This window comes from Micromonospora sp. LOL_024 (genome assembly GCF_048060415.1).
In the GTDB taxonomy this organism is placed as follows: Bacteria; Actinomycetota; Actinomycetes; order Mycobacteriales; family Micromonosporaceae; genus Micromonospora.
The window spans coordinates 20,295-40,036 of sequence record NZ_JBHMIS010000023.1; the positions used below are offsets into that span (position 1 = coordinate 20,295).

The following is a 19,742-nucleotide window of genomic DNA, read 5'->3' on the forward strand; positions in this document are numbered from 1 at the left end:
AGACACGTCACACCTCCACCGCCGCTCGGCCGCCCGCGCCGCCACGGACCCACCGTCGGGGTCCTCGTAGCGCGCCCCCGGACACCTTTTGGCCGGCGGGATGTGGGCTACTGGGGGCGGACCGGTAGCGGAATCTCGAAGTGGACGGTCTGCCTGGTGTCGTCATGGCCGTCGCGCGAGTCGTGGATCGGCGTGGCCATACTCCGCCAGAACGGTTCGGCACCGTCGATGCGGGTGTCGGTGTGCAGGTAGAGCGCCTGATAGCGGGGTTGCTGGGCGACGAACTCGACGGCGAGGCCGACGAGTGCCCGGGCGAGGCCGCAGCGTCGGTGCTCAGCCCGCACATAGACCCGGAACAGCTGCGCGGTGACGTCATCGGGGTAGCGCTGGGCGAGGTAGCGCGGATGGGGTGGGCTCTTGGGTCCGGCGGCGCGCACCGCGGTGGTGCCGACGACTTCGTCGCCCTTGGTCGCGACGAACAGGGCATGGTGATCCGGCGTGAGGTAGGTGCCGGCGAGGTCGATGACATCCTGGTGCCAGTCGGGCCGGTAGCCGTGGCCGAAGTCACGGTAGAAGGTGTCGAGCATGACGCTGCGCGCTCCGTCGACGTGCCGATGGTCGGCAATCTGGACGTCGTACGGGCCGACGTTGTGTCGGTACTGCATCGTTCCTCCGGTCATGGTTGCGACGGTGCGACGGCGGTCGTCGCATCCGGGTTGAGAAGCGCGCGGGTCAGCGGATGGTGTGCGTGGGTGAGCAGGGCGTCGGCAGGGCCGCGATCGACGACGGCTCCGTTGTCGACAACGACGATGTCGTCGGCTAGGTGAGCCACCACGTCGCGGTCGTGGCTGATCACGACGAGAGTCAGCTGGAGACTGCGCCGCAGCTCGTCGAGGAGCGTGAGGATGCGGTGCTGGGTGACGCTGTCGAGCCCGGCGGTCGTCTCGTCGCAGATGAGGACGCGGGGCTCGCTGGCGAGAGCGCGGGCGAGCGCCGCGCGGTGCAGTTCGCCGCCGGAGAGCCGCTCGGGACGTTGGACCACGGTGTGTTCGGCGAGGCCAACCCGTTCGAGCAGGTCCAGGGCGGCACGGCGCGCCTGCTCCGGGGTCGCGTTCCGCAGGCGTTGCGCGGGACTCGCCGCCTGGTCGAGCACCGGCCGGTACGGGTTGAAGCTGGCCCGGGCATCCTGGAACACGTACTGGATGGCGGCGAGTTCGTGCGGCTGTCGCCGTTCGAGGTGCGCGGCGAGGTGGTGCGCGGCGAGCGTCACGCGGCCGGTGTGGGCGGCGTGCAGGCCGGCGACGCAGCGGGCGAGGGTGGTCTTGCCGCTGCCGGACCGTCCGACCACGGCCAGGCACCGTCCGGCCGGGACGGCCAGGTCGACGTCCCGGATCACGTCGCGTTGCCGACTGCCGTCGCGGTGGGCGGCACTCAGGCCGGTGACCTGCAGCAGCGGCGTGTCCTCGCGCACCGCGGCCTGCGTCCGGGCCGGTGGCGCGGCGATCAACTCCCGCGTGTGCCGGTGGCGTGGTGTGGCGAGGACCTCGACGGCCGGGCCCTGTTCGATGGCGGTGCCGTGGTGCAGCACGAGGACCTGGTCGGCGACGGCTCGCACGAGGTGCAGGTCGTGGCTGAGCAGGATGACGGCGATGCCGTCGCCGGCGAGCTTGCACAGTTCCCGGGCGACGTCACTACGGGTGAGCGCGTCCTGCCCGGTGGTGGGTTCGTCGGCGACGAGCAGAACGGCATTGGCCAGCAGGGCGTGCGCGATGACGAGGCGTTGTTGCTGGCCGCCGGAGAGCTGGTGAGCAAAGCGGCGCAGGAACCGGCGGTCGCCGGGCAGACTGACACGTTCGAGCACGGCCGTCACCATGCGGCGGCGGGCACTGCGGCTGTCACCGGGTGCGTGGTGGCGGGCGATCTCGTGGAGCACGGCACCGATGCGGCGCACGGGATTGAGGGCAGCGGCGGGCTGCTGGGGCACGTATCCGACAGTTCCGGGCTTCGGCGGGGTGGCGGCCGTGACCGGCTGGCCGGCCAGGGTGATGGCGCCGCTGAGAGTCACGCCGGGTGTGACCTCGCCGAGCACCGCCCGGCCGGTGGTGGTCTTGCCGCTGCCGGACACGCCGATGACGGCGAGGATCTCGCCGGCGGGCAGGTCGAAGGAGACGCCGTCAACCAACGTCCGGCCGACAGTCGTGGCCCGAAGGCCCTGCACCTGGAGCAGCGGCCCGCTCGCCGGCGGACGGTGTCCGGTCGGGGCGGGCGCGGGCGACGACGGGGTGCTGGCGCCACGGCTGATCAGCAGACGGTCGGTGACCAGGTTGAGACCGACGGCCAGGGAGATGATGAGCGCTGCCGGCACGGCGACGGCCCAGGGCTGTAGGAACAGCCCGGTGCGGTTGCGGTCCACCATGACCGCCCAGTCCGCCGCATCGGGTGCGACGCCGATGCCCAGAAAGCTGGCGGTGGCGACCAGGTATATGGCGCCGATGAACCGTACTCCGGCGTCGGCGAGCAGGATCCGGCGGATGCCGGCGCCGACGTACCCGGGGCCGCGCCGCCACCAGGTCTCGCGGTACAGGCGCATCGCCTCCATCGCCGGCCCGTGGGCCAGCGGCAGCGCTGCGGCCCGGGTGATCCGGGCGATCTCCGGCAGCCCGATCAGCGCGACGATCCCCACGAGCGTCAGAGGCCCGGGCGGCGCGGTGGCTGCCAGCAGGATCAGCAGCAGCAGCGACGGCACGGCCAGGGTCAGGTCGAGGGGGCGCATGAGCAGCTCGTCGACCCACCGGCGGCGGGCGGACGCGGCCAGCAGGCCGACCGGCACGCCGATGAGGTACGCCAGCACCGTCGCGCAGACGGCGACCACGACAACGGAACGGCCACCGAGGAGGACCTGCTGCCCGACGTCGCGGCCGACGAAGTCGGTGCCCAGCACACCGTCGGCGGCGAACGGGAACGTGCGGCCATCCGGCTCGTCGGCCAGCACCGGGCCGAGCACGGCCAGCGCGAGGGGCACCGTGAGCAACGCCGCCCCGGTCAGTGTGCGCAGCCGCCTCATCGCACCGCACCGACACGGGGTGCGAGACGGAACGCCACCAGATCGGCGGCCAGGTTCACCACCACCGTGGTGACGGCGATGAGAACACACAGCGACTGCACGGTGGGGATGTCGCGGGTGGACACCGCGTCGACCAGGGCGGTGCCGAGTCCGGGGATGACGAACACCGCCTCGACGACGATGACCCCGCCGAGCAGCCAGTCGGTGGTACGGGCGAGTTGCTGCACGACCGGCGCCAGAGCACCGGGCAGGACGTGGCGCAGCCAGAGCCGGCCGCCGGTGATGCCGAGCCGGCGGGCGTGGCGCACGTGTTCGCCACGCAGGGCGTCGAGCAGGCCGGCGCGGGTGAGCCGGCTGATGGTGCAGATCGGCCGGGCGAGCAACACCAGCAGGGGCAGCACGAGCACCGACGGCTGGGCGAGCAGGTCGGCGCCGAACGCGGTGGGTGGTAACCAACCGAGTTGGACACCGAAGACGGCGACGAGCAGGATCGCCAGGGCGAATTCCGGGACCGCGTACAACGCGACCGACACGGCGGACACCACCCGATCCACTCGTCCCCCTTCCCGGCGGGCGGCCAACATGCCGAGCGCGATGGCGAGCGGGACCAGCACGAGGAGGGTCACCACGGCCAGCAGCAGGGTGGCACCCGCGCTGTCGACGAGCCGGTCGGCGACCGGCCGCTGCGAGATCAGCGAGACCCCGAGGTCGCCGCGAAGCAGGTCGGTCAACCAGTCGAGATAGCGCTGCCAGGCCGGTCGGTCGAGGTCCAACTGCGCCCGGATCACGGCGATGCGGGCCGGGTCGGGCTGGTCGCCTGCGATCACCACCGCCGCGTCACCGGGCAACGCCTCGGTGAGCACGAACACGATGGTGGTGATCCCGGCGACCTGCCCAAGGCCGAGCAGCAGCCGCCCGACGGCATAGCTGGGCAGGCTCACCCCAGCCAGACCTTGTCGAAGCGGGCCCAGTCGAGGGTGTTGGCGGGTGCGTTGGCGGACACTCCACCCACCCGGGGCGCGGCGGCGACGAGGAAGTCGGCGAAGCCCCAGATCAGGAATCCGCCCTCGGCGTGCAGGGTGCGCTGCATGTCGCCGTACGCCTGCCGGCGGGTCGCCTCGTCGGCGCTGGAGATGGCCTTGGCGTAGAGGGCGTCGAACTCGGGTCGGGTCCACCGGGTGGCGTTGGTGGTGGAGTTGGTCAGCAGCCGCTGAGAGATGTGCGTTTCGATGGGCATGGCACCGGAGCGGTACGACGCCAGCACACCGGAATTCAGGATGTCCTTCCAGTAGGTGTCCTTGTTGCCCATCGCGGTCTCGATGACGAGCCCGGCCTGCTTGGCCTGTTCGGTGAAGACACTGGCGGCCTCGACGAAACCGCTGGCCACCGGCGCGGTGTCGAGCGGGATGCGCAGGCCCTTGGCGCCGGCCTTGTCGACGAGGAACCGGGCGCGGTCGAGGTCGAGACCGCGCTGGGGGATGTCGTCGGCGTAGTACTGGTAGCCCTTGCCGAACAGGTCGTTGCCGATCTGCCCGGACCCGGCGAGGACGGTGTCGACCAGTTGTTGGCGGTCGGTGAGCAGGAACATCGCCTCGCGCAGGTCTCGGTTGTCGAACGGCGGCCGGTCGACCTTCATGACGAACGACTGCATGGTGCTGTTCGGCATCCGGGTGACGGTCATCCGACCGCTGTCGGCGTGGGTACGCGCGGTGATGGGGGTGATGTCGTGCGCGTAGTCCACCTGACCGGCGAGCAGGGCATTCACCCGAGCCGACTCCTCGTTGCTGATCAGGTACTCCAGCTCGTCGAGGTGCGCGGCACCGTCCCAGTAGCCGTCGTACCGCTTGAGCAGCAGCGTCCGGCCGGGCTGCCACGAGTCGAAGGTGAACGGCCCGGACCCGACGGGACGCTCGAAGCTGTCGGCGCCCTCGGGGACGATGTACGCGCCGAACGCGGCCAGGGCGTTGGGAAACTCCGCGAAGGGCCTCTTGAGGGCCAGCTCAAGAGTGCGGTCGTCGACGGCGCGACTGTTGGGCAGGTCCAGCAGTTCGAGGCTGGCCTTGGCGCGGAACGCCTTCTTCGGGTCGGTCATCCTCGCATAGCTGTAGAGCACGTCGGCGGCGCGGACCGGCCTACCGTCGTGGAAGGTGGCCGGGCGCAGAGTGATCCGCCAGCGGGTCAGGTCGCTGCTGGGCTCCCAGCCTTCGGCGAGGCGGGGTTGGATGGAGACGTCCGGGCCGTAGTCGGCGAGCTTGTCGAACATCGCCTTGGCACGCGACGCCTCGTTGAACAGGTTCGCCAGGTGCGGGTCCAACGTCTCGTTGGCGCCGCCGCCGGCGAAGGCGGCCCGCAGCCGCCCGCCGCGACGAGGTTCGCCAGCCGCGGTGGCGGCCGGTTCGTTGCCCGAACCGCAGCCGGTCAGCAGGGCGGCGGAGACGGCGGCGGCGCCGCCGAGCAGGCCGCGGCGAGACATTCTCGGCGCGGTGAAGGGTGGGTGAACCATAGTGGATGTCCTTTCGGGATGGAGAGGTGGCAGTCACGCCGCGTGGGTGCGGCGGCGGGCGACCAGGTGCAGGCGGTCGCCGGACAGTGCGCCCGACAGCACGGCTGCTGGATGCCAGGGCGGTTCGGTTCGCGGGCCGGGGGCGTCGAACAGGGCCACCACGTCGAACCCGGCGGCGTCGAGCAGGTGCCGCAGCTCGGCGGGGAACAGCAGCCGCCATGCCGAGGTCTGCACCAGCGGCTCCGGGCGGGCCGGCCAGGTCCAGACGCGTTCGCGGCGCAGCAACTGCTCGCAGTGGTCGATCCACAGCCTCGTGGCAGCGGTGTACGTGACCCCGCCCCAGATCACGGTGCGGGTGGTGACGCCGTCGAGTAGTTCGGTGTTGCCGAGAAAGAACGCGCCGTTGCGCATCTCCGCCAGCAGCAGCCCACCGGGGCGCAGGTGCCGGTGGCAGCGCTGCAGGAACGCGATCAGGTCGGCGTTGCTGTGGCAGTACAGCAACGCGCTGTCCAGGCAGGTGATCACGTCGAAAGGCTCGGCCAGGTCGAAGGTGCGCATGTCGGCGCGAACGAACCGGACTCCGGGGTGGCGGCGCTGCGCATAGGTGAGCATCGGCACCGATGTGTCCAGTCCGGTGGCGGTGTATCCGAGGCTGGCGAGGTGCCCGGCGTCACGGCCGGTGCCGCACCCCACGTCGAGCAGCCGGGGCGCGGCGTCGGAGCGGTCGGCGAACCGGTGCACGAGGTCGTCGACGAACCGGGCAGCGACACCGCCCGGGTCGGGGAACTGCTGTTCGTACAGCTCCGGGTTGTCGGTGAGGAGGTTCTCTCCGCTCATGACACGCCCGCCGGGGTCGAGGCAGGGGCGGGCGTCAGTAGGCCGCCACGGCGCAGGAACCACACCGCGGCCGCCGACGCCCCGCCCACGCCGGCGGTCAGCAGCCACGCCGCGGCGGGTACGCCGGCCCCGGCGGAGGTGTCCACCGTGGCGCCGACGGCGGCGGTGCAGCCGGCGGCAAGGACCCCGGAAACCAGGTAGAACAGGCCGAAGTAGGTGCCGGTCAGCCCGTGGCCGGCGAAGGAGGGGATCAGCTCCAGCACGAACGGTTGGGCGATCATCACCCCGAGGGTGAGCAGGACGGCAGCGGCCAGCACGGGTACCAGTCGCAGTACCGGCGAGGCCGATTCCACCCGTAGCAGCGGCAGCAGGAAGCCGGCACCCATCACGGCCATACCTGCGGTGATGCTCGCGCCCCGACTCCAGCGGCCCTGCACCCAGCCGGTCAGGGGCAGTTGCAGGGCGAGCGTCACGACGGTGGACACGACGAACAACGCGGCGACCGCGGCCGGCTGCCCGGTGACGTGTTCGGCCTGCACCGGCAGGACCAGGTACAGCTGTGTCTGCAACGCGAACATGCCGGCCAGCGCCGCACTGAAGGCCAGGAACCGGCGGTCGGCGATGGCGGTCCGCCAGTCCTGCCAGACGGTTCCCTCACTGGCGGCGACCGGCTGGGCGGGCAGCCAGATCGCCTGCGCCACGGTGAGCGCGGCGAACACCGCAGCGGCGGACAGCGCGGCGGCCCGGAAGTCGACCAGGAGCAGAACGGCGCCGAGCAGCGGCCCGAGCAGAGCGCCGGCGCTGGCGAACACGTTGAACAGCGCGAACGCCTCGGCCCGCCGGTCGGCGGCGGCCTGCGCCACGTAGCTGCGCACGGCCGGATTGAACAGCGCCCCGGCCAGCCCGGACAGGATCGACGCGGCCAGCAGCAACGGCAGTGACGTGCCGATGGCGAAGAGCCCGAAGCCGACGGCACGCAGGGCGCAGCCGGCGATGATGACGCTGCGGGCGCCGAGCCGGTCGGCGGCGGAGCCGCCCAGGAGGAACAGGCCCTGCTGGCTGAGATTCCGCACGCCGAGCACAATGCCGATCACGGCGGCGGACAGGCCGACGTCGTCGGCCAGGTAGCCGGCGAGATAGGGCAACAGCAGGTAGAAGCCGACGTTGACGCCGAACTGGTTGACCACCAGCAGCCGGATCGGCAGCGGGAAGCTGCGCAGGGTGACCCAGGTGCTCATCGGACCGCCCGCACACCAAGACCGGGTGCGCCGGTCAGCCGCAGGATGCCGTCGTGGCCGCCGATGCCGGTCCATGGATCGCCGGTGAGCAGCAGGTGCCCGTCCAGGTCGACCCATCGGGCGTCACCGGCGAGGTGCACGGCCGGCGCGATGCCCAGCGAACTGGCCACAAGGCAACCCAGCATGATCTCCATGCCGTGGGCGCTGGCCGTGGCGGCGATCCGCTGTGCGGCGTGCATACCGCCGCACTTCGCGATCTTGATGTTGATGCCGGCGACCGTGCCCGCGAGGGCGTCGACGTGCGCCACCGTGGCGGCGTCCTCGTCGGCGATGACCCGTACGTCCGTGCGCGCGCTGATCCAGGCGAGCAGCTGCGGTGTGCCTGGCGCGATGGGCTGTTCGACGGCGTCGATGTCGTGCGGAACCAGCGCGTCTAGCAGCCGAACGGTCTGCTCGGGTGTCCAGGCGCCGTTGGGGTCGACTACGAGCCGCGCCTGTGGCATGGCGGCGCGGACCGCGGCGATTCGGGCCTGGTCCGCGTCGTCCCCGCACTTGACCTTGACGAGCTGGAAGCCGCGGCGGGCCAGCACCTGCGCGGTGACAGCAGCGCGGTCGGGCGTGACGAGGCCGATGGTGTGGGCCGTGGGCACCGGCGACCAGGTGGGCCGCCCGAGCCACCGATGCACCGGCATCCCGGCGCGACGACCCAGCAGATCGTGGACGGCGGCGTCCAGGGCCGCCAGCACACCGGCGGGCAGGTCGGCGGCGAGCGCGGGCAGGTCCGCGAGCAGCGCCTCGGGTTCGCCGTAGCCGCGCACCCGCTGCCCGAGTCCGGCCAACACATCGAGAATCGCGGCCAGGTCGAGGCCGTAGTAGACGCTCGTCACGACCTCGCCGTGGCCGGTGACGCCATCGTGGGACAGGTCGACCTGGACCGCGTCGCGACCCGGCATCGTCGAGCGGGAGATGCGCAGCGGCTCGCGCAGCCGCAGCGGGTAGGTGCGCCAACTGATCCTCATGCCGGCACCACCAGGCTGCGCAGCGGGTCGCGGACGGTCCGGCAGCGACTCCACCGGGTCACCTCGACGGCGTCCGGGTACGGGATCTCGATCGGGTGGCCCGGAGCCGGGGCGAACAGCCCGTGGGCGGCACAGAAGGCGTCGTCGAAGATCGATTCGAGATAGCGGTGCGGACCGTCGGGGAAGATCGTGACCACCCGTACGCCGGGCTGCATGCGGCTGATCCACGCGGCGACCCGGGCGACGGCGCCGGTGCTCCAGCCGCCGGTGACGAACGCCGAGCGCGCCAGCCGGCGGCAGGTGTCCACCGCCTCCACCGGGCCGACCCAGTGCACCTCGTCGAAGGCGGCGTAGTCGACGTTGCGGGGGAAGATGCTGCTGCCCAGCCCGCGCATGAGCCGGGGCCGTGCAGGCTGGCCGAAGATCGTCGAGCCGACGGTGTCGACACCGACGAGCCGCATCCCGGGCCAGTGCCGCCGGAGCGCCCGGGCCAGGCCGGCGCTGTGCCCGCCGGTGCCGACACTGCACACGAGCACATCCACGGCCTCGACCTGCCCGGTCAGCTCCTCGGCGAGGGTGCGGTAGCCGGTGGCGTTGTCCGGGTTGTGGTACTGGTCCGGCCAGTATGCGCCCGGGATCCGCGCCAGAACCTCGTGCAGCCGGTCCAGGCGGGCCTGCTGCCACCCGCCGACCGGATGCGGCTGCTCCACCGCCTCGACCGTCGCCCCGTAGGCGGTCAGCAGCGCCCGCGTCGGTCGTTCGATCTCGCGGTCCACCACGAGGATGACCGGGTGGCCCAGGGCCTGTCCGGCGAAGGCCAGCCCGATCCCGAGTGTGCCGCTGGTGGACTCCACCACGGTGGCTCCCGGCCGGAGGTCGCCGCGCAGCCGGGCCGCCTGCAGCATGGCCACGGCGGCGCGTGCTTTCATGCCGCCCGGGCTCAGGTACTCCAGCTTGGCGTGGAAACCGCCGTGCGGGTGTGGCAGCGGAGTGTCGACGAACGCCACCGGTGAGCGCCCCAGCAGACCCAGCAGGCGCGGGGCGCGGGTGGCCGGCGCGGGGACGGTCAGCACGGCGAGCCGGGGTTGTCGCGGTAGCGGTAGACCGCCGTCGGTCCACCGTCAAGCCAGAAAAATGGGTACGGCTCGGCGGAGACGGCGCTCAGCCCGGCGCCGAGGAAGCAGGGCAGGACGGCGCTGCCGGTCTGCGCGAAGGCCACCATCGGCTTGCCGGTGGCGCGGGCGTGCTCCAGCAGCGCCTCGAATGTGCCGTTGCCCAGCGTCATGCCGGACACCAGCAGAGCCTCGCAGCGTTCCAGCAGGGCGGCGGCGTCCGGTAGGCACGGCTCGTCCCACTCCGTGCTGCCGCCCGCCAGATCGCAGGGCAGGTAGCTGACGCCGCGGCGGCGCAGCTGCTCGAGCAGGGAGTTCACAACGCCGACGACCAGGACGCTCTGCCCCGGGGCCACCGGCAGCAGCTCCACCACCGCGGCGGCCCTGGCGGTCGATTTGGCCAGCGAGGTGCCGGCGGGGATGGTGACCGTGTCGTGGGCGGTGTGCGCGTGCGGGCGGGCGGCGGCGAGGTAGGCGTCGAGGGCCGCGACACGGACCGCCTGGACCGGGTGGGTGAGAAGGTCCGCGACGTCGCGGCCCACACAGTCGTACGCGACGTCGTCAGTCAGCTCGTCCGGCTCCGTGGCGCATGAACCGACGGTGGCGCCCACCCGGAGGCTGAGCACGTGGTTGCGGTAGCCACGGCCACGCCCCGCGTGCCGGGCGCCCTGCCGGGTGGTGAACGCGACGCTGACCTGCTCAGCGGCCGGGTCGGGGCCGAGGCGGGCAGCGCCGACGGCCTCGATCAGTTCCGTTACCGACGTGAACGGCTCACCGGTCCTGACCGGCGTCGTCGTCACGCCAACGCCCCGGCCAGGTCGTCGGCGTACCGGACGCCCAGCCCGGCAACCAGTCCCTCGGCCCGGGCCCGGGCACCGAGGCCTGTGGTGTCCACCGTCATGACATGACCGAGATAGTTGTTGTTGCTGACCGCGTGGCCGGTGCGGTGATCGGCCGGCTTCACGGCCCAGTCGACGACGTCGGGAGCCGCGGCCAGCGCGGCCGAACCGTCGATCCTGGCAACGGTCCCGGCGCGGGGTGGAAGCAGGAACGAGATGGCCGCGCTGCGCACGCCCGTGTCGGCCACCGCGATGTCCGGCTGCTCGCCCAGGGCGAGCTGGGCGTACGCCATGGGCAGATCCACCCCGGTCACCCGCCGCACCAACTCGGTGATCTGATTGCCCGCCGGGCGAGGATTGATCTCCACCACCCGCGGCCCGGCCGCCGTCAGCCGCAGCTCGGTGTGCGCCACCCCCCGGTCGAACCCGACCGCCCTCAGGGCGGCGACCGCCATGTCGCACACAGCGGTCACCGTCGCCGCATCGAGGGCGGCGGGAAACATGTGCCCCGTCTCCACGAACCACGGCTCGCCGGCCAGGCTCTTGTCCGTCACGCCGAGCACCGCCGTCGCCCCGTCGACCGTGACGGTCTCGACGCTGACCTCCGGCCCGGCCAAGACCTCTTCCAGCAGTACCAGCGGCGAACGCTGCTGGCCACGGGCATTGACCGGGAACTCGTCGAGGGCATCGTACGCCTCGCGCAGTTGGGTCATGTCGGCCACCAACCGGACGAACATCCCGGCGCACAGATCGACCGGCTTGATGACCAACGGGAAGCCGAGGGCACGCGCGGCGGCCTCGGTGCCCGGTCGGTCTTCGGTGACCGCGAACGCCGGACCGGACAGGCCGGCCACCTGCATCCGCTGCCGCGCCAAGTCCTTGCGGTACGCGAACTCGACGGCTTCCGGCCGTGCGCCCGGCAGGCCGAGGTAGGCGGCCAGCCGGGCCGCCGTACCGAGGTAGTAATCGCACGAGGTGATCACCCCGTCGAACCGCAGCACCTCGTGCAGCCGCCGGACCTGGGGCAGCAGCGTGTCCAGGTTGTTGGTCTCAGCGGTGATCACGTTGTCCGCGGTGAGCAACGGGTGCACCCCATCGCCGCTGCCGGGGCGCAGGTAGTGGTGCAGGTTCCTGGTCAGGAACGTGAAGCGGTGCCCGGCTTCACGGATCGCCCGGGGCAGCAGCGTGCTCATCGCACCAACCCAGCTCTCGACCAACAGCACATGCCCCACCGCGCACTCCCGACGTTCGAGGAATCCCGGACCATCAGAAGGTAACGGTTGTCATTTGCGTTGGCTAGCTCGGCCCCCTCAGAAGCGCCGGACAGCCACCGCCGCCGCGACCGGCCGCGGATCCTCCCGGCCGCGCCAACCCACCACACCAGCAGGCAGAACCGCGATCAGGCGCGGGCCGGCTGCCGACCGAACGCGCGCATCGCCAGCGCGCCAACCAGCGGGCCCGGTACGAGTAGCCAGAACGCCCAACGCCAGCCCACCGCATCGGCCAGCACGGGCACGAGTTGGATGGTCACCACAGTCAAGGCGAAACCGATGGCCGTCTGCGCGGTGAGCGCGGTCCCGACGTACCGCCGGTCGGCGACCTCACTCAACGCGGTCGAGAAGACGCCGGAGTCAGCGATCACCGCTGCGCCCCACACCACACCCAACACCACGACGGCACCGGACGGAGCGGTGAAGAACAACGGCGAGACCAGGCAGCAGGCGCCGCTTACCACCAGGGCGGTGACCGCCGCCCGCGGTCGCCCGAACCGGTCCGCGGCCCATCCGCCGGCCAGGCATCCGGCGACCCCAGCCACGCCGATGGCCAGGAACGCGAGCAGGCTGACGTTCGCGTCATCGCGACCCGTCCGGGCCGCCGTGCCCGCGATCAGGAAGCTCGGCAACCAGGTCCACAGCGCGTACAGCTCCCACATGTGCCCGAAGTAGCCCAGGTTGACCAACCGGGGACCTCGCTGGCGGAACATCTCCAGGGCATACCGCGGATGCGGACGCGGTGCCCTGCCCAAGGCGAACTGCGGCCCCTCCCGCACAAAGCTCACCGCCACCACCGCGCCGAGGAGCGCACATCCGGCGGCGGCGCCCATCACGCCGCGCCACGGAAGGTCGCCCAGCCCGCCGATCAGGTGCGGTAGCGCCGAACCGAGGGTCAACGCGCCGATCATGACCCCGAACGCCAGTCCCCGACGGACCGGCGGCGACCAGGACCCGGTCAGCTTCATCCCGACCGGATACACCCCGGCCAGGAACACACCGGTAAGAAACCGCAGCGGGACGGCACCGGCCAGGCCGCCCGCGGCGAGGGCGAAGACGCCGGTGCAGGCGGCGGCCAACGTCGCGCAGCCGGCCATCAACAGGTGCGCCTTCATCCGGTCGGCCAGGTTCAGCACGGTGGACGCGATCGCACCGGCCACGAACCCCAGCTGAACAGACGCGGTCAGCCACACGGAGGCGACCGCGCCGATCTGCCACGCCTCGCGCAGCGCCGGCACCACCGCGGACGCCGAGAACCACACCGCCAGGCCGAGCACCTGAACGGCAGCGATCAGAGCCCGTTGCACACCCGGCCGTACCATCATCTGCGCTCCTCGACTGCCACCGTAGATCACCCCGGTGTGCGGCGGGTTGTCGGATGCGCCATCAGCCGGCGAAGGTGCCGATCAGGACCAGTCCTTCAACGGCCACGACGGTCCGGGCGCTGCCACGGCCAGTCGGAGGCGATCCAGTTCGCGACGGCGGTGGCGAGCGGCGCGTCGAGGTCGGCTCTGTCGGCCCGCACCCAGGACCGGACCGTCACGTCGTACTCCTCGGAGGCTGAAGGGTACAGGTAGACGCAACCGACGACGTCGTCGATCCTGTCGAGGACAGTGAAGGTGAACCCTCTGCCGCTGGCGAAGTCGGCAGCATGGCGGCGCAGGTCGGAGAGGTTCGCCTCGAACGACATGCCGCCAGGTGGTGGCCACTCACCGTTCGGGTAACCCGGTGTGGCGCGGATGTGCTCGATGCTCGACGTCCAGGCAGTGTGATCCGCCAGGTTGTGCTGCGGGCCCAGCGGTTCGAGGCGGAACCGGCCGGTGGCCAGCGACGTCGGCGGATCGAAGCCGGGTGGTACGAAAGCATCCGAGACCATGGCCAGGACGCTACTGCCCCTGCCGGTCTCCACGCATACGTTCAAACTCAGTGCGCGGCGATGACGAACACCAGGGCCGTCACCGCCGGCACCGTCTGCACGAAGAGGATGCGTCGGCTCGCCGTCGCGGCACCGAAGATGCCAGCGACCGCGACACAGACGAGAAAGAACACCTTCGCGGCGAACCCGGTGCCCCCGCCGGTGACCAGACCCCACACCAGACCGGCAGCCAGGAAGCCGTTGTAGAGGCCCTGGTTCATCGCGAGGACCCTGGTCTGCTCCGCGAACTCCGACGTCGTGTTGAACGCACGCCGGCCGGTCCGGCCGGTCCACAGGAACATCTCCAGGACCAAGATGTAAACGTGGATCAACGCGACCAGCCCTACCAGGACGTTCCCAATAATGATCACGGCGTCAGACTACCGTCCGGCACTCCGACGTCGGGATCTTCTACTTGGCGTACGGATCGCCTCCGACAGCAGGGTTGCCGATGTCCCGTCGCGTCGACGCGGTCGCGCCCTCGCCGCCACGGCGCCATCACCGGCACCGACCCACGGCCTGGATCTCGATGAGCAAATGCGGGTGCGGCAACTGGTGTACGGCGACAGTGGTGCGGGTGGGACCGGTCTCGTCGAAGTACTCGGCGTAGACCTCGTTGTAGCCGCCGAAGTCGTTCATGTTGACCAGGTAGGTGGTGATCTGGACAAGGTCGGCGAGGTCCGCGCCGACGGAGTGCAGGATGTCGCGGATGTTGTCGATGACGGCGCGGGTCTGCACGCGGATGTCGAGAGCGGTGACGCCCAAGAGGTCCGCTGAGGCGCCGACAACGGTGTTGTCCGGCCGGCGACTGGACGTACCCGAGACGAAGATCAGGTCACCGGCGACCTTGACGTGCGGGAACCGGCCGCGCGGCACGGCCATGCCGGGCACCACCCCGTCGTGGCCGCTCCCGCGCCCCACGCTTGCCTCGCTGCGCCCGCTCACGAACCGACTCGCAGCGACGCCCTACCAAGCTTCTCGACGGTGACCCGGACGTGCGACCCGACCCGCAGCGCGACGGCGGCCGTCGCCGCACCGGCGAGCAGTACCGATCCGTCGACCAGGTGAACGCTGTTGGCGCCGGCGAGCCGGACCGCGTCGAGCAGTGCCCGCCGGGGATCGCCGAGGATGGCGGCGGTCGATCCGATCTGGACCGCCTGCCCGTCGACCTCCAGCAACACGCCGAGGTTGTCGATCCCGTACGGCATCGGCTGCCAGGCACCGAGCACGAAGCCGCTCGCCGAGGTGTTGTCGGCGACAACCTCGGGCAGCGTGAAGCGGAAGTCGACGTACCGGGAGTCGATGACCTCGATCGCCGGTGCGACCGCCGTGATGTCACCGCCCTCGACGAGGAAGGCGACCTCCGGTTCGGCTTTCGGGTGGATGTGGTCGGCGAGGCTGACCGTGCCACCGTCGGGGATACGCATCGCATCGGTGAGCTGGCCCCAGATGACGTCGTCGACGCCCATCTGCGCCATTTTGGCCCGGCTGGTCAGCCCGAGTTTCAACCCGACGAGACGCTCACCGCGGGACACCCGGTGGGCGACCACGGCCTGCTGCACCCGGTAGGCGGTGGGCACGTCCAGCCCGGTGTCGGCACCCAGCTGCGCGATCGCGGTACAGCTGGTCGCCGCGACGTCGAGACGTACGGCGAGCTGGTCGACGGTGTTCATCGGCTTCCTCCGGTCCCCGAGGTCTCCTCGGTGGCGGCGATCAGGTCGAGGGCCACGTCGACGATCATGTCCTCCTGCCCGCCGACCATGCGGCGGCGGCCCAGTTCGAGGAGGATCGCGCGGACGTCGACCCCGTAGCGGTCCGACGCCCGCTCGGCATGCCGGAGGAAGCTGGAGTAGACCCCGGCGTAGCCGAGGCTCAGGGTTTCCCGGTCGACGCGCACCGGCCGATCCTGCAACGGACGCACCAGGTCGTCGGCGGCGTCCATCAGCGCGAACACGTCACAGCCGTGGTCCCAGCCGTGCAGTTCGGCGACGGCGACGAACACTTCCAGGGGTGCGTTCCCGGCACCGGCGCCCTGCCCGGCCAGGGACGCGTCGACCCGGACGGCGCTGTGCTCGACCGCGACGACACTGTTCGCCACGCCGAGGGACAGATTGTGGTGCGCGTGGATGCCGATCTGCGTAACCGGGTCGAGCACCTGTCGGTACGCGTCCACGCGCTCGGCGACGTCCCGGGGCAGCAGCCGGCCACCGGAGTCGGTGACATAGACGCAGTGCGCGCCGTACGACTCCATCAGCTTCGCCTGCTCCGCCAGTGCCTTCGGGTCGTTCATGTGCGACATCATCAGGAACCCGGACACGTCCATGCCGTTGTTCCGCGCCCACCCGATGTGCTGGGCGGAGATGTCCGCCTCGGTGCAGTGCGTCGCGATCCGCACGCTGCTCACGCCCAGATCGCGGGCGGCCTTCAGGTCGGTGATCGTGCCGATGCCGGGTAGCAGGAGTGTGGTCAGTTTCGCGTTGGTCGCCACCTCCGCCGCCGCCGCGATCCAGTCCGCGTCGGACGCGGCACCGTGCCCGTAGTTCACGCTTGAGCCGGCGAGCCCGTCGCCGTGTGCGACCTCGATCGCCGCGACCCCGGCCCTGTCGAGGGCAGCGGCGATCGACCGGACCTCATCGACGGTGAACTGGTGCCGTACGGCGTGCATGCCGTCGCGCAACGTCACGTCCTGGATGTACAGCCGGGTCATGCCGGCACCCCCCGCCCGAGGCGTAGCGCGACCATCCGCTCCGCCGTGCGCAGCGCGGCCGAGGTCATGATGTCGAGGTTCCCGGCGTACGCCGGCAGGTAGTGCCCGGCCCCGGACACCTCCAGGAACGCCGACACCTGCACCCCGGTGAACCGGGCACCCAACGCGGGCACGTGGGCGTCGACGTCGTCGAACTGCACTTGCTGCTTCAGTCGGTAGCCGGGCACGTAAGCGGCGACGGTGGCGACCGTCGCCTCGACCGACGCCGCGACCGCGCCCCGGTCGACGTCCCGGTCCGGGCACAGGCAGTAGACGGTGTCCCGCATGATCATGGGCGGCTCCGCCGGATTCAACACGATGATCGCCTTACCGCGGTCGGCACCGCCGACGACCTCGATCGCCCGCGCCGTCGTCTCGGTGAACTCGTCGATGTTCGCCCGCGTCCCCGGACCGGCCGACTTCGACGCGATCGACGCCACGATCTCCGCATAGCGCACGGGCGTCACCTGGCCGACCGCCGCGACGACGGGCACGGTCGCCTGGCCGCCACAGGTCACCATGTTCACGTTCGGCTCGTCCAGGTGCTCGTCCAGATTCACCGGCGGCACCACATACGGGCCGACAGCGGCCGGGGTCAGGTCCACCACCAGCCGGCCATGCTCACGTAGCAGTACGGCGTGCCGGCGGTGCGCACCTGCCGACGTCGCGTCGAAGACGACCCCCACGTCGGCGAACTCCGGCATCGTCAGCAGCCCGTCGATCCCGTCGGCGGTCGTGGCCACGCCGAGTCGGCGTGCCCTGGCGAGGCCGTCGGAGTCCGGGTCGACACCGACCATCGCCGCCATCCGCAGCGAGTCCGACAACCGCAACACTTTGATCATCAGGTCGGTACCGATGTTCCCCGATCCGATCACCGCCACACCTGTGGTCATGCCGTCTCCCCCACCCTGAAACAGGCCCGGACCGAACCCAGGCCGGAGATCCGCGCCTCGTACGCCGCACCGGCGGTCACCGGAACCATCGGCCCGAGCGCCCCGGACAACACCACGTCACCGGCGGCCAGCGGACTACCCGCGACGGCCAACATCTGCGCCAGCCAGGCCACCGCGTGCACGGGATTGCCGAGACAGCCGGCGCCAGCTCCGACCGACACCGGCTCACCCGCGTGTTCGAGCACCATCCCGGCCAGCCGGAGGTCGACATCCGACAGCCTGCGGGGCTGGTTGCCGAGCACGAACAGTCCCGAGGAGGCGTTGTCGGCGATCGTGTCCACGATCGAGATGTCCCAGCCCGCGATCCTGGAGTCCACGATCTCGATCGCCGGCAGGATGTGATCGGTCGCGCGGACCACATCGACGGGCATCACCTGCTCGAACGGCAGATCCGCACCCAGCACGAACGCGACCTCGGCCTCCACCCGGGGCTGCAACAGCCGACCGCAGTCGATCTCGGCACCGTCCGGGATCGCCATGTCGGCGAACAACACCCCGAAGTCCGGCTGGAAGACGCCGAACGCATGCTGCACCGCAGTCGACGTCAGACCGATCTTCGCCCCGACCCGGCGGCGGCCCGCCGTCTCCCACCCGGCCACCTGCGCCTGCTGTACCCGGTAGGCCGCGTCGATGTCCCCGACCGGCAGGAGGCCGCCGCGCAGCGGCGCGATGGGCGTGCCGGTCTCGTACGCGGTCCGCAGCCGGTGGGCGGCCCGGGCGATCTCACTCATGACACCTCCACACAGACATTTGTCAGCTCCGAGTAGAAGTTCAGGGAGTGGACCCCGCCCTCACGGCCGACACCGGACGCCTTCACCCCACCGAACGGCGTCCGCAGATCCCGCAGGAACCAGGTGTTCACCCACACGATCCCCGCGTCCAGACGCACACCGGCCCGGTGTGCCCGACCCACGTCCCGCGTCCACACGGTGCCGGCCAACCCGTAGTCGCTGTCGTTGGCCAGAGCGAACGCCTCGTCCTCGTCGTCGAAGGGCGCCACATGACAGACCGGCCCGAAGACCTCCTCCCGATTGACGCGGGCATCGGCTCCCAAGCCGGTCAAAACGGTCGGTTGGGCGTACGCGCCGCCGTCGCGGGCGTCCCCGAACGCCGGTACGCCGCCACCGGCGAGAACCGTGCCGCCCTCGACGCGGGCCAGGTCGTAGTAACCCAGCACCTTGTCCCGGTGCTGGTGGGAGATCAGCGGCATGTTCACCGTCGCCTCGTCGGCGGGCCAGCCGAAGGCCAACTCGTCCGCCCGCCTCGCCAGCCGGGTCACGAACTCGTCGTACACCGGCCGCTGCACGAGCAGCCGTTCGGTGCACAGGCACACCTGACCGCCGTTGGTGAACGAGGAACGCACCGAACCCTCGATCGCGGCGTCGAGGTCCGCGTCGGCGAAGACCATGCCGGCGTTCTTGCCGCCCAGCTCGAAGGAGACCGCTTTCACCCCGTCGGCCGCCGCCCGCATGATCGCCCCACCGGTCGCCGACTCGCCGGTGAACGTGATCGCGTCCACTCCCGGATGCCGGGTCAGGAACTCCCCCGCCGACCCTGGCCCGAAGCCGTGCACCACGTTGAAGACACCGTCGGGCACGCCAGCCGCCGCCATCACCTCCGCCAGCAACGTCGCCGACGACGGTGTCTCCTCCGACGGCTTCACCACCACCGCGTTCCCGCAGGCGAGCGCCGGGGCGACCTTCCAGGTGAGCAGCAGCAGCGGCAGGTTCCACGGCACGATCACCGCGACGACGCCGACCGGCTTGCGCACCGCGTAGTTCAGCGCACGTCCGCCGGCGGGGGTCCGGGTGGTGAAGGACTCCGTCGGCGCGGTCGACACGATCTCGGCGAACGCCCGCAGGTTCGCCGCGCCACGCGGGATGTCGAGCGTGCGTGCCTGCGAGATGGACTTGCCGGTGTCGCCGACCTCTGCGGCTACCAGGTCGTCGAACCGGCGTTCCAGTTCGTCGGCGACCCGGTACAGCACGGCGGCACGCTCCCGCTCTGCCATCCGGCCCCAGGGCCCACGCAGTGCCGACCGCGCGGCGGTCACCGCTGCGTCCACGGTGGATCGGTCCGCCTCGGCGACGTACCGGATGGTTTCGCCAGTGACCGGGGAGACCTTGGCGAAGCGGGTGCCGGACGTGTCGAATTCGCCGTTGACGAAGTTCGGCAGCACGGTCGGCTCGCCGGCCGGTCGGCCGGCGAGCAGACTGGCGGACCAGAGCCCGTCGGTCATCAGGCA

The 19,742-nt window shown here is 71.2% G+C and carries 19 protein-coding genes; all 19 read right to left on the reverse strand.

Annotated elements, in window-relative coordinates; translation table 11 throughout:
- Positions 1-107 precede the first annotated feature (107 nt).
- Complete coding sequence (locus tag ACFHWY_RS20855) at positions 108-680, reverse strand: GNAT family N-acetyltransferase (RefSeq protein WP_416581906.1); 573 nt, start codon at positions 678-680, stop codon at positions 108-110.
- Entirely contained in the window at positions 677-3,064 is a 2,388-nt protein-coding gene (locus ACFHWY_RS20860; protein ID WP_416581907.1) for an ATP-binding cassette domain-containing protein, read from the reverse strand. The genes ACFHWY_RS20855 and ACFHWY_RS20860 overlap by 4 nt, the downstream gene beginning before the upstream one ends.
- Positions 3,061-4,005 (reverse strand): ABC transporter permease, encoded by a 945-nt coding sequence (locus ACFHWY_RS20865; protein ID WP_416581908.1) that lies wholly within the window; start codon positions 4,003-4,005, stop codon positions 3,061-3,063. Before ACFHWY_RS20865 ends, ACFHWY_RS20860 begins: the two co-directional genes overlap by 4 nt.
- Positions 4,002-5,567 carry an ABC transporter substrate-binding protein gene (locus ACFHWY_RS20870; protein ID WP_416581909.1) on the reverse strand — a complete coding sequence of 522 codons (1,566 nt, stop codon included), beginning with the start codon at positions 5,565-5,567 and terminating at the stop codon, positions 4,002-4,004. The genes ACFHWY_RS20865 and ACFHWY_RS20870 overlap by 4 nt, the downstream gene beginning before the upstream one ends.
- Positions 5,568-5,600: 33 nt before the next feature.
- Positions 5,601-6,404, reverse strand: a complete 804-nt coding sequence (locus ACFHWY_RS20875) for a class I SAM-dependent methyltransferase (protein WP_416581910.1) — start codon at positions 6,402-6,404, stop codon at positions 5,601-5,603.
- A complete protein-coding gene (locus ACFHWY_RS20880) occupies positions 6,401-7,642 on the reverse strand; it encodes an MFS transporter (RefSeq protein WP_416581911.1) in 1,242 nt (413 codons plus the stop codon). Before ACFHWY_RS20880 ends, ACFHWY_RS20875 begins: the two co-directional genes overlap by 4 nt.
- Positions 7,639-8,661: a dipeptide epimerase gene (locus tag ACFHWY_RS20885; protein WP_416581912.1), complete on the reverse strand. Its 1,023-nt coding sequence runs from the start codon at positions 8,659-8,661 to the stop codon at positions 7,639-7,641. The genes ACFHWY_RS20880 and ACFHWY_RS20885 overlap by 4 nt, the downstream gene beginning before the upstream one ends.
- Complete coding sequence (locus ACFHWY_RS20890; protein WP_416581913.1) at positions 8,658-9,734, reverse strand: PLP-dependent cysteine synthase family protein; 1,077 nt, start codon at positions 9,732-9,734, stop codon at positions 8,658-8,660. The genes ACFHWY_RS20885 and ACFHWY_RS20890 overlap by 4 nt, the downstream gene beginning before the upstream one ends.
- The gene (locus tag ACFHWY_RS20895) at positions 9,728-10,573 is read right to left on the reverse strand and encodes a Rossmann-like domain-containing protein (protein WP_416581914.1); all 846 of its coding nucleotides are present in this window, start codon (positions 10,571-10,573) and stop codon (positions 9,728-9,730) included. Before ACFHWY_RS20895 ends, ACFHWY_RS20890 begins: the two co-directional genes overlap by 7 nt.
- Entirely contained in the window at positions 10,570-11,844 is a 1,275-nt protein-coding gene (locus tag ACFHWY_RS20900; protein WP_416581915.1) for an ATP-grasp domain-containing protein, read from the reverse strand. Before ACFHWY_RS20900 ends, ACFHWY_RS20895 begins: the two co-directional genes overlap by 4 nt.
- Positions 11,845-12,011: 167 nt before the next feature.
- Positions 12,012-13,208, reverse strand: a complete 1,197-nt coding sequence (locus ACFHWY_RS20905; protein ID WP_416581916.1) for an MFS transporter — start codon at positions 13,206-13,208, stop codon at positions 12,012-12,014.
- 95 nt (positions 13,209-13,303) lie between these two features.
- Complete coding sequence (locus tag ACFHWY_RS20910) at positions 13,304-13,759, reverse strand: N-acetyltransferase (RefSeq protein ID WP_416581917.1); 456 nt, start codon at positions 13,757-13,759, stop codon at positions 13,304-13,306.
- Between the two features lie 47 nt (positions 13,760-13,806).
- Positions 13,807-14,169 carry a DUF1304 domain-containing protein gene (locus ACFHWY_RS20915; protein ID WP_416581918.1) on the reverse strand — a complete coding sequence of 121 codons (363 nt, stop codon included), beginning with the start codon at positions 14,167-14,169 and terminating at the stop codon, positions 13,807-13,809.
- 127 nt (positions 14,170-14,296) lie between these two features.
- Entirely contained in the window at positions 14,297-14,680 is a 384-nt protein-coding gene (locus ACFHWY_RS20920; RefSeq protein ID WP_416581961.1) for a RidA family protein, read from the reverse strand.
- A 59-nt stretch (positions 14,681-14,739) separates the two neighbouring features.
- Positions 14,740-15,471, reverse strand: a complete 732-nt coding sequence (locus ACFHWY_RS20925; protein ID WP_416581919.1) for a 2-keto-4-pentenoate hydratase — start codon at positions 15,469-15,471, stop codon at positions 14,740-14,742.
- Positions 15,468-16,505, reverse strand: a complete 1,038-nt coding sequence (dmpG, locus tag ACFHWY_RS20930) for a 4-hydroxy-2-oxovalerate aldolase (protein ID WP_416581920.1) — start codon at positions 16,503-16,505, stop codon at positions 15,468-15,470. The genes ACFHWY_RS20925 and dmpG overlap by 4 nt, the downstream gene beginning before the upstream one ends.
- The gene (locus ACFHWY_RS20935; protein ID WP_416581921.1) at positions 16,502-17,437 is read right to left on the reverse strand and encodes an acetaldehyde dehydrogenase (acetylating); all 936 of its coding nucleotides are present in this window, start codon (positions 17,435-17,437) and stop codon (positions 16,502-16,504) included. The genes dmpG and ACFHWY_RS20935 overlap by 4 nt, the downstream gene beginning before the upstream one ends.
- Positions 17,434-18,228 carry a 2-keto-4-pentenoate hydratase gene (locus ACFHWY_RS20940; RefSeq protein ID WP_416581922.1) on the reverse strand — a complete coding sequence of 265 codons (795 nt, stop codon included), beginning with the start codon at positions 18,226-18,228 and terminating at the stop codon, positions 17,434-17,436. The genes ACFHWY_RS20935 and ACFHWY_RS20940 overlap by 4 nt, the downstream gene beginning before the upstream one ends.
- Entirely contained in the window at positions 18,225-19,736 is a 1,512-nt protein-coding gene (locus tag ACFHWY_RS20945) for a 2-hydroxymuconic semialdehyde dehydrogenase (RefSeq protein ID WP_416581923.1), read from the reverse strand. Before ACFHWY_RS20945 ends, ACFHWY_RS20940 begins: the two co-directional genes overlap by 4 nt.
- Positions 19,737-19,742: the final 6 nt, after the last annotated feature.

Excerpts from the sequence above, each read along its gene's own strand:
- ACFHWY_RS20855 (WP_416581906.1), bottom strand. The coding sequence starts at position 680 with ATGACCGGAGGAACGATGCAGTACCGACACAACGTCGGCCCGTACGAC.
- ACFHWY_RS20860 (WP_416581907.1), bottom strand. The coding sequence starts at position 3,064 with ATGAGGCGGCTGCGCACACTGACCGGGGCGGCGTTGCTCACGGTGCCC.
- ACFHWY_RS20870 (WP_416581909.1), bottom strand. The coding sequence starts at position 5,567 with ATGGTTCACCCACCCTTCACCGCGCCGAGAATGTCTCGCCGCGGCCTG.
- ACFHWY_RS20875 (WP_416581910.1), bottom strand. The coding sequence starts at position 6,404 with ATGAGCGGAGAGAACCTCCTCACCGACAACCCGGAGCTGTACGAACAG.
- ACFHWY_RS20880 (WP_416581911.1), bottom strand. The coding sequence starts at position 7,642 with ATGAGCACCTGGGTCACCCTGCGCAGCTTCCCGCTGCCGATCCGGCTG.
- ACFHWY_RS20885 (WP_416581912.1), bottom strand. The coding sequence starts at position 8,661 with ATGAGGATCAGTTGGCGCACCTACCCGCTGCGGCTGCGCGAGCCGCTG.
- ACFHWY_RS20905 (WP_416581916.1), bottom strand. The coding sequence starts at position 13,208 with ATGATGGTACGGCCGGGTGTGCAACGGGCTCTGATCGCTGCCGTTCAG.
- ACFHWY_RS20910 (WP_416581917.1), bottom strand. The coding sequence starts at position 13,759 with ATGGTCTCGGATGCTTTCGTACCACCCGGCTTCGATCCGCCGACGTCG.
- ACFHWY_RS20920 (WP_416581961.1), bottom strand. The coding sequence starts at position 14,680 with ATGGCCGTGCCGCGCGGCCGGTTCCCGCACGTCAAGGTCGCCGGTGAC.
- ACFHWY_RS20925 (WP_416581919.1), bottom strand. The coding sequence starts at position 15,471 with ATGAACACCGTCGACCAGCTCGCCGTACGTCTCGACGTCGCGGCGACC.
- dmpG (WP_416581920.1), bottom strand. The coding sequence starts at position 16,505 with ATGACCCGGCTGTACATCCAGGACGTGACGTTGCGCGACGGCATGCAC.
- ACFHWY_RS20935 (WP_416581921.1), bottom strand. The coding sequence starts at position 17,437 with ATGACCACAGGTGTGGCGGTGATCGGATCGGGGAACATCGGTACCGAC.
- ACFHWY_RS20940 (WP_416581922.1), bottom strand. The coding sequence starts at position 18,228 with ATGAGTGAGATCGCCCGGGCCGCCCACCGGCTGCGGACCGCGTACGAG.
- ACFHWY_RS20945 (WP_416581923.1), bottom strand. The coding sequence starts at position 19,736 with ATGACCGACGGGCTCTGGTCCGCCAGTCTGCTCGCCGGCCGACCGGCC.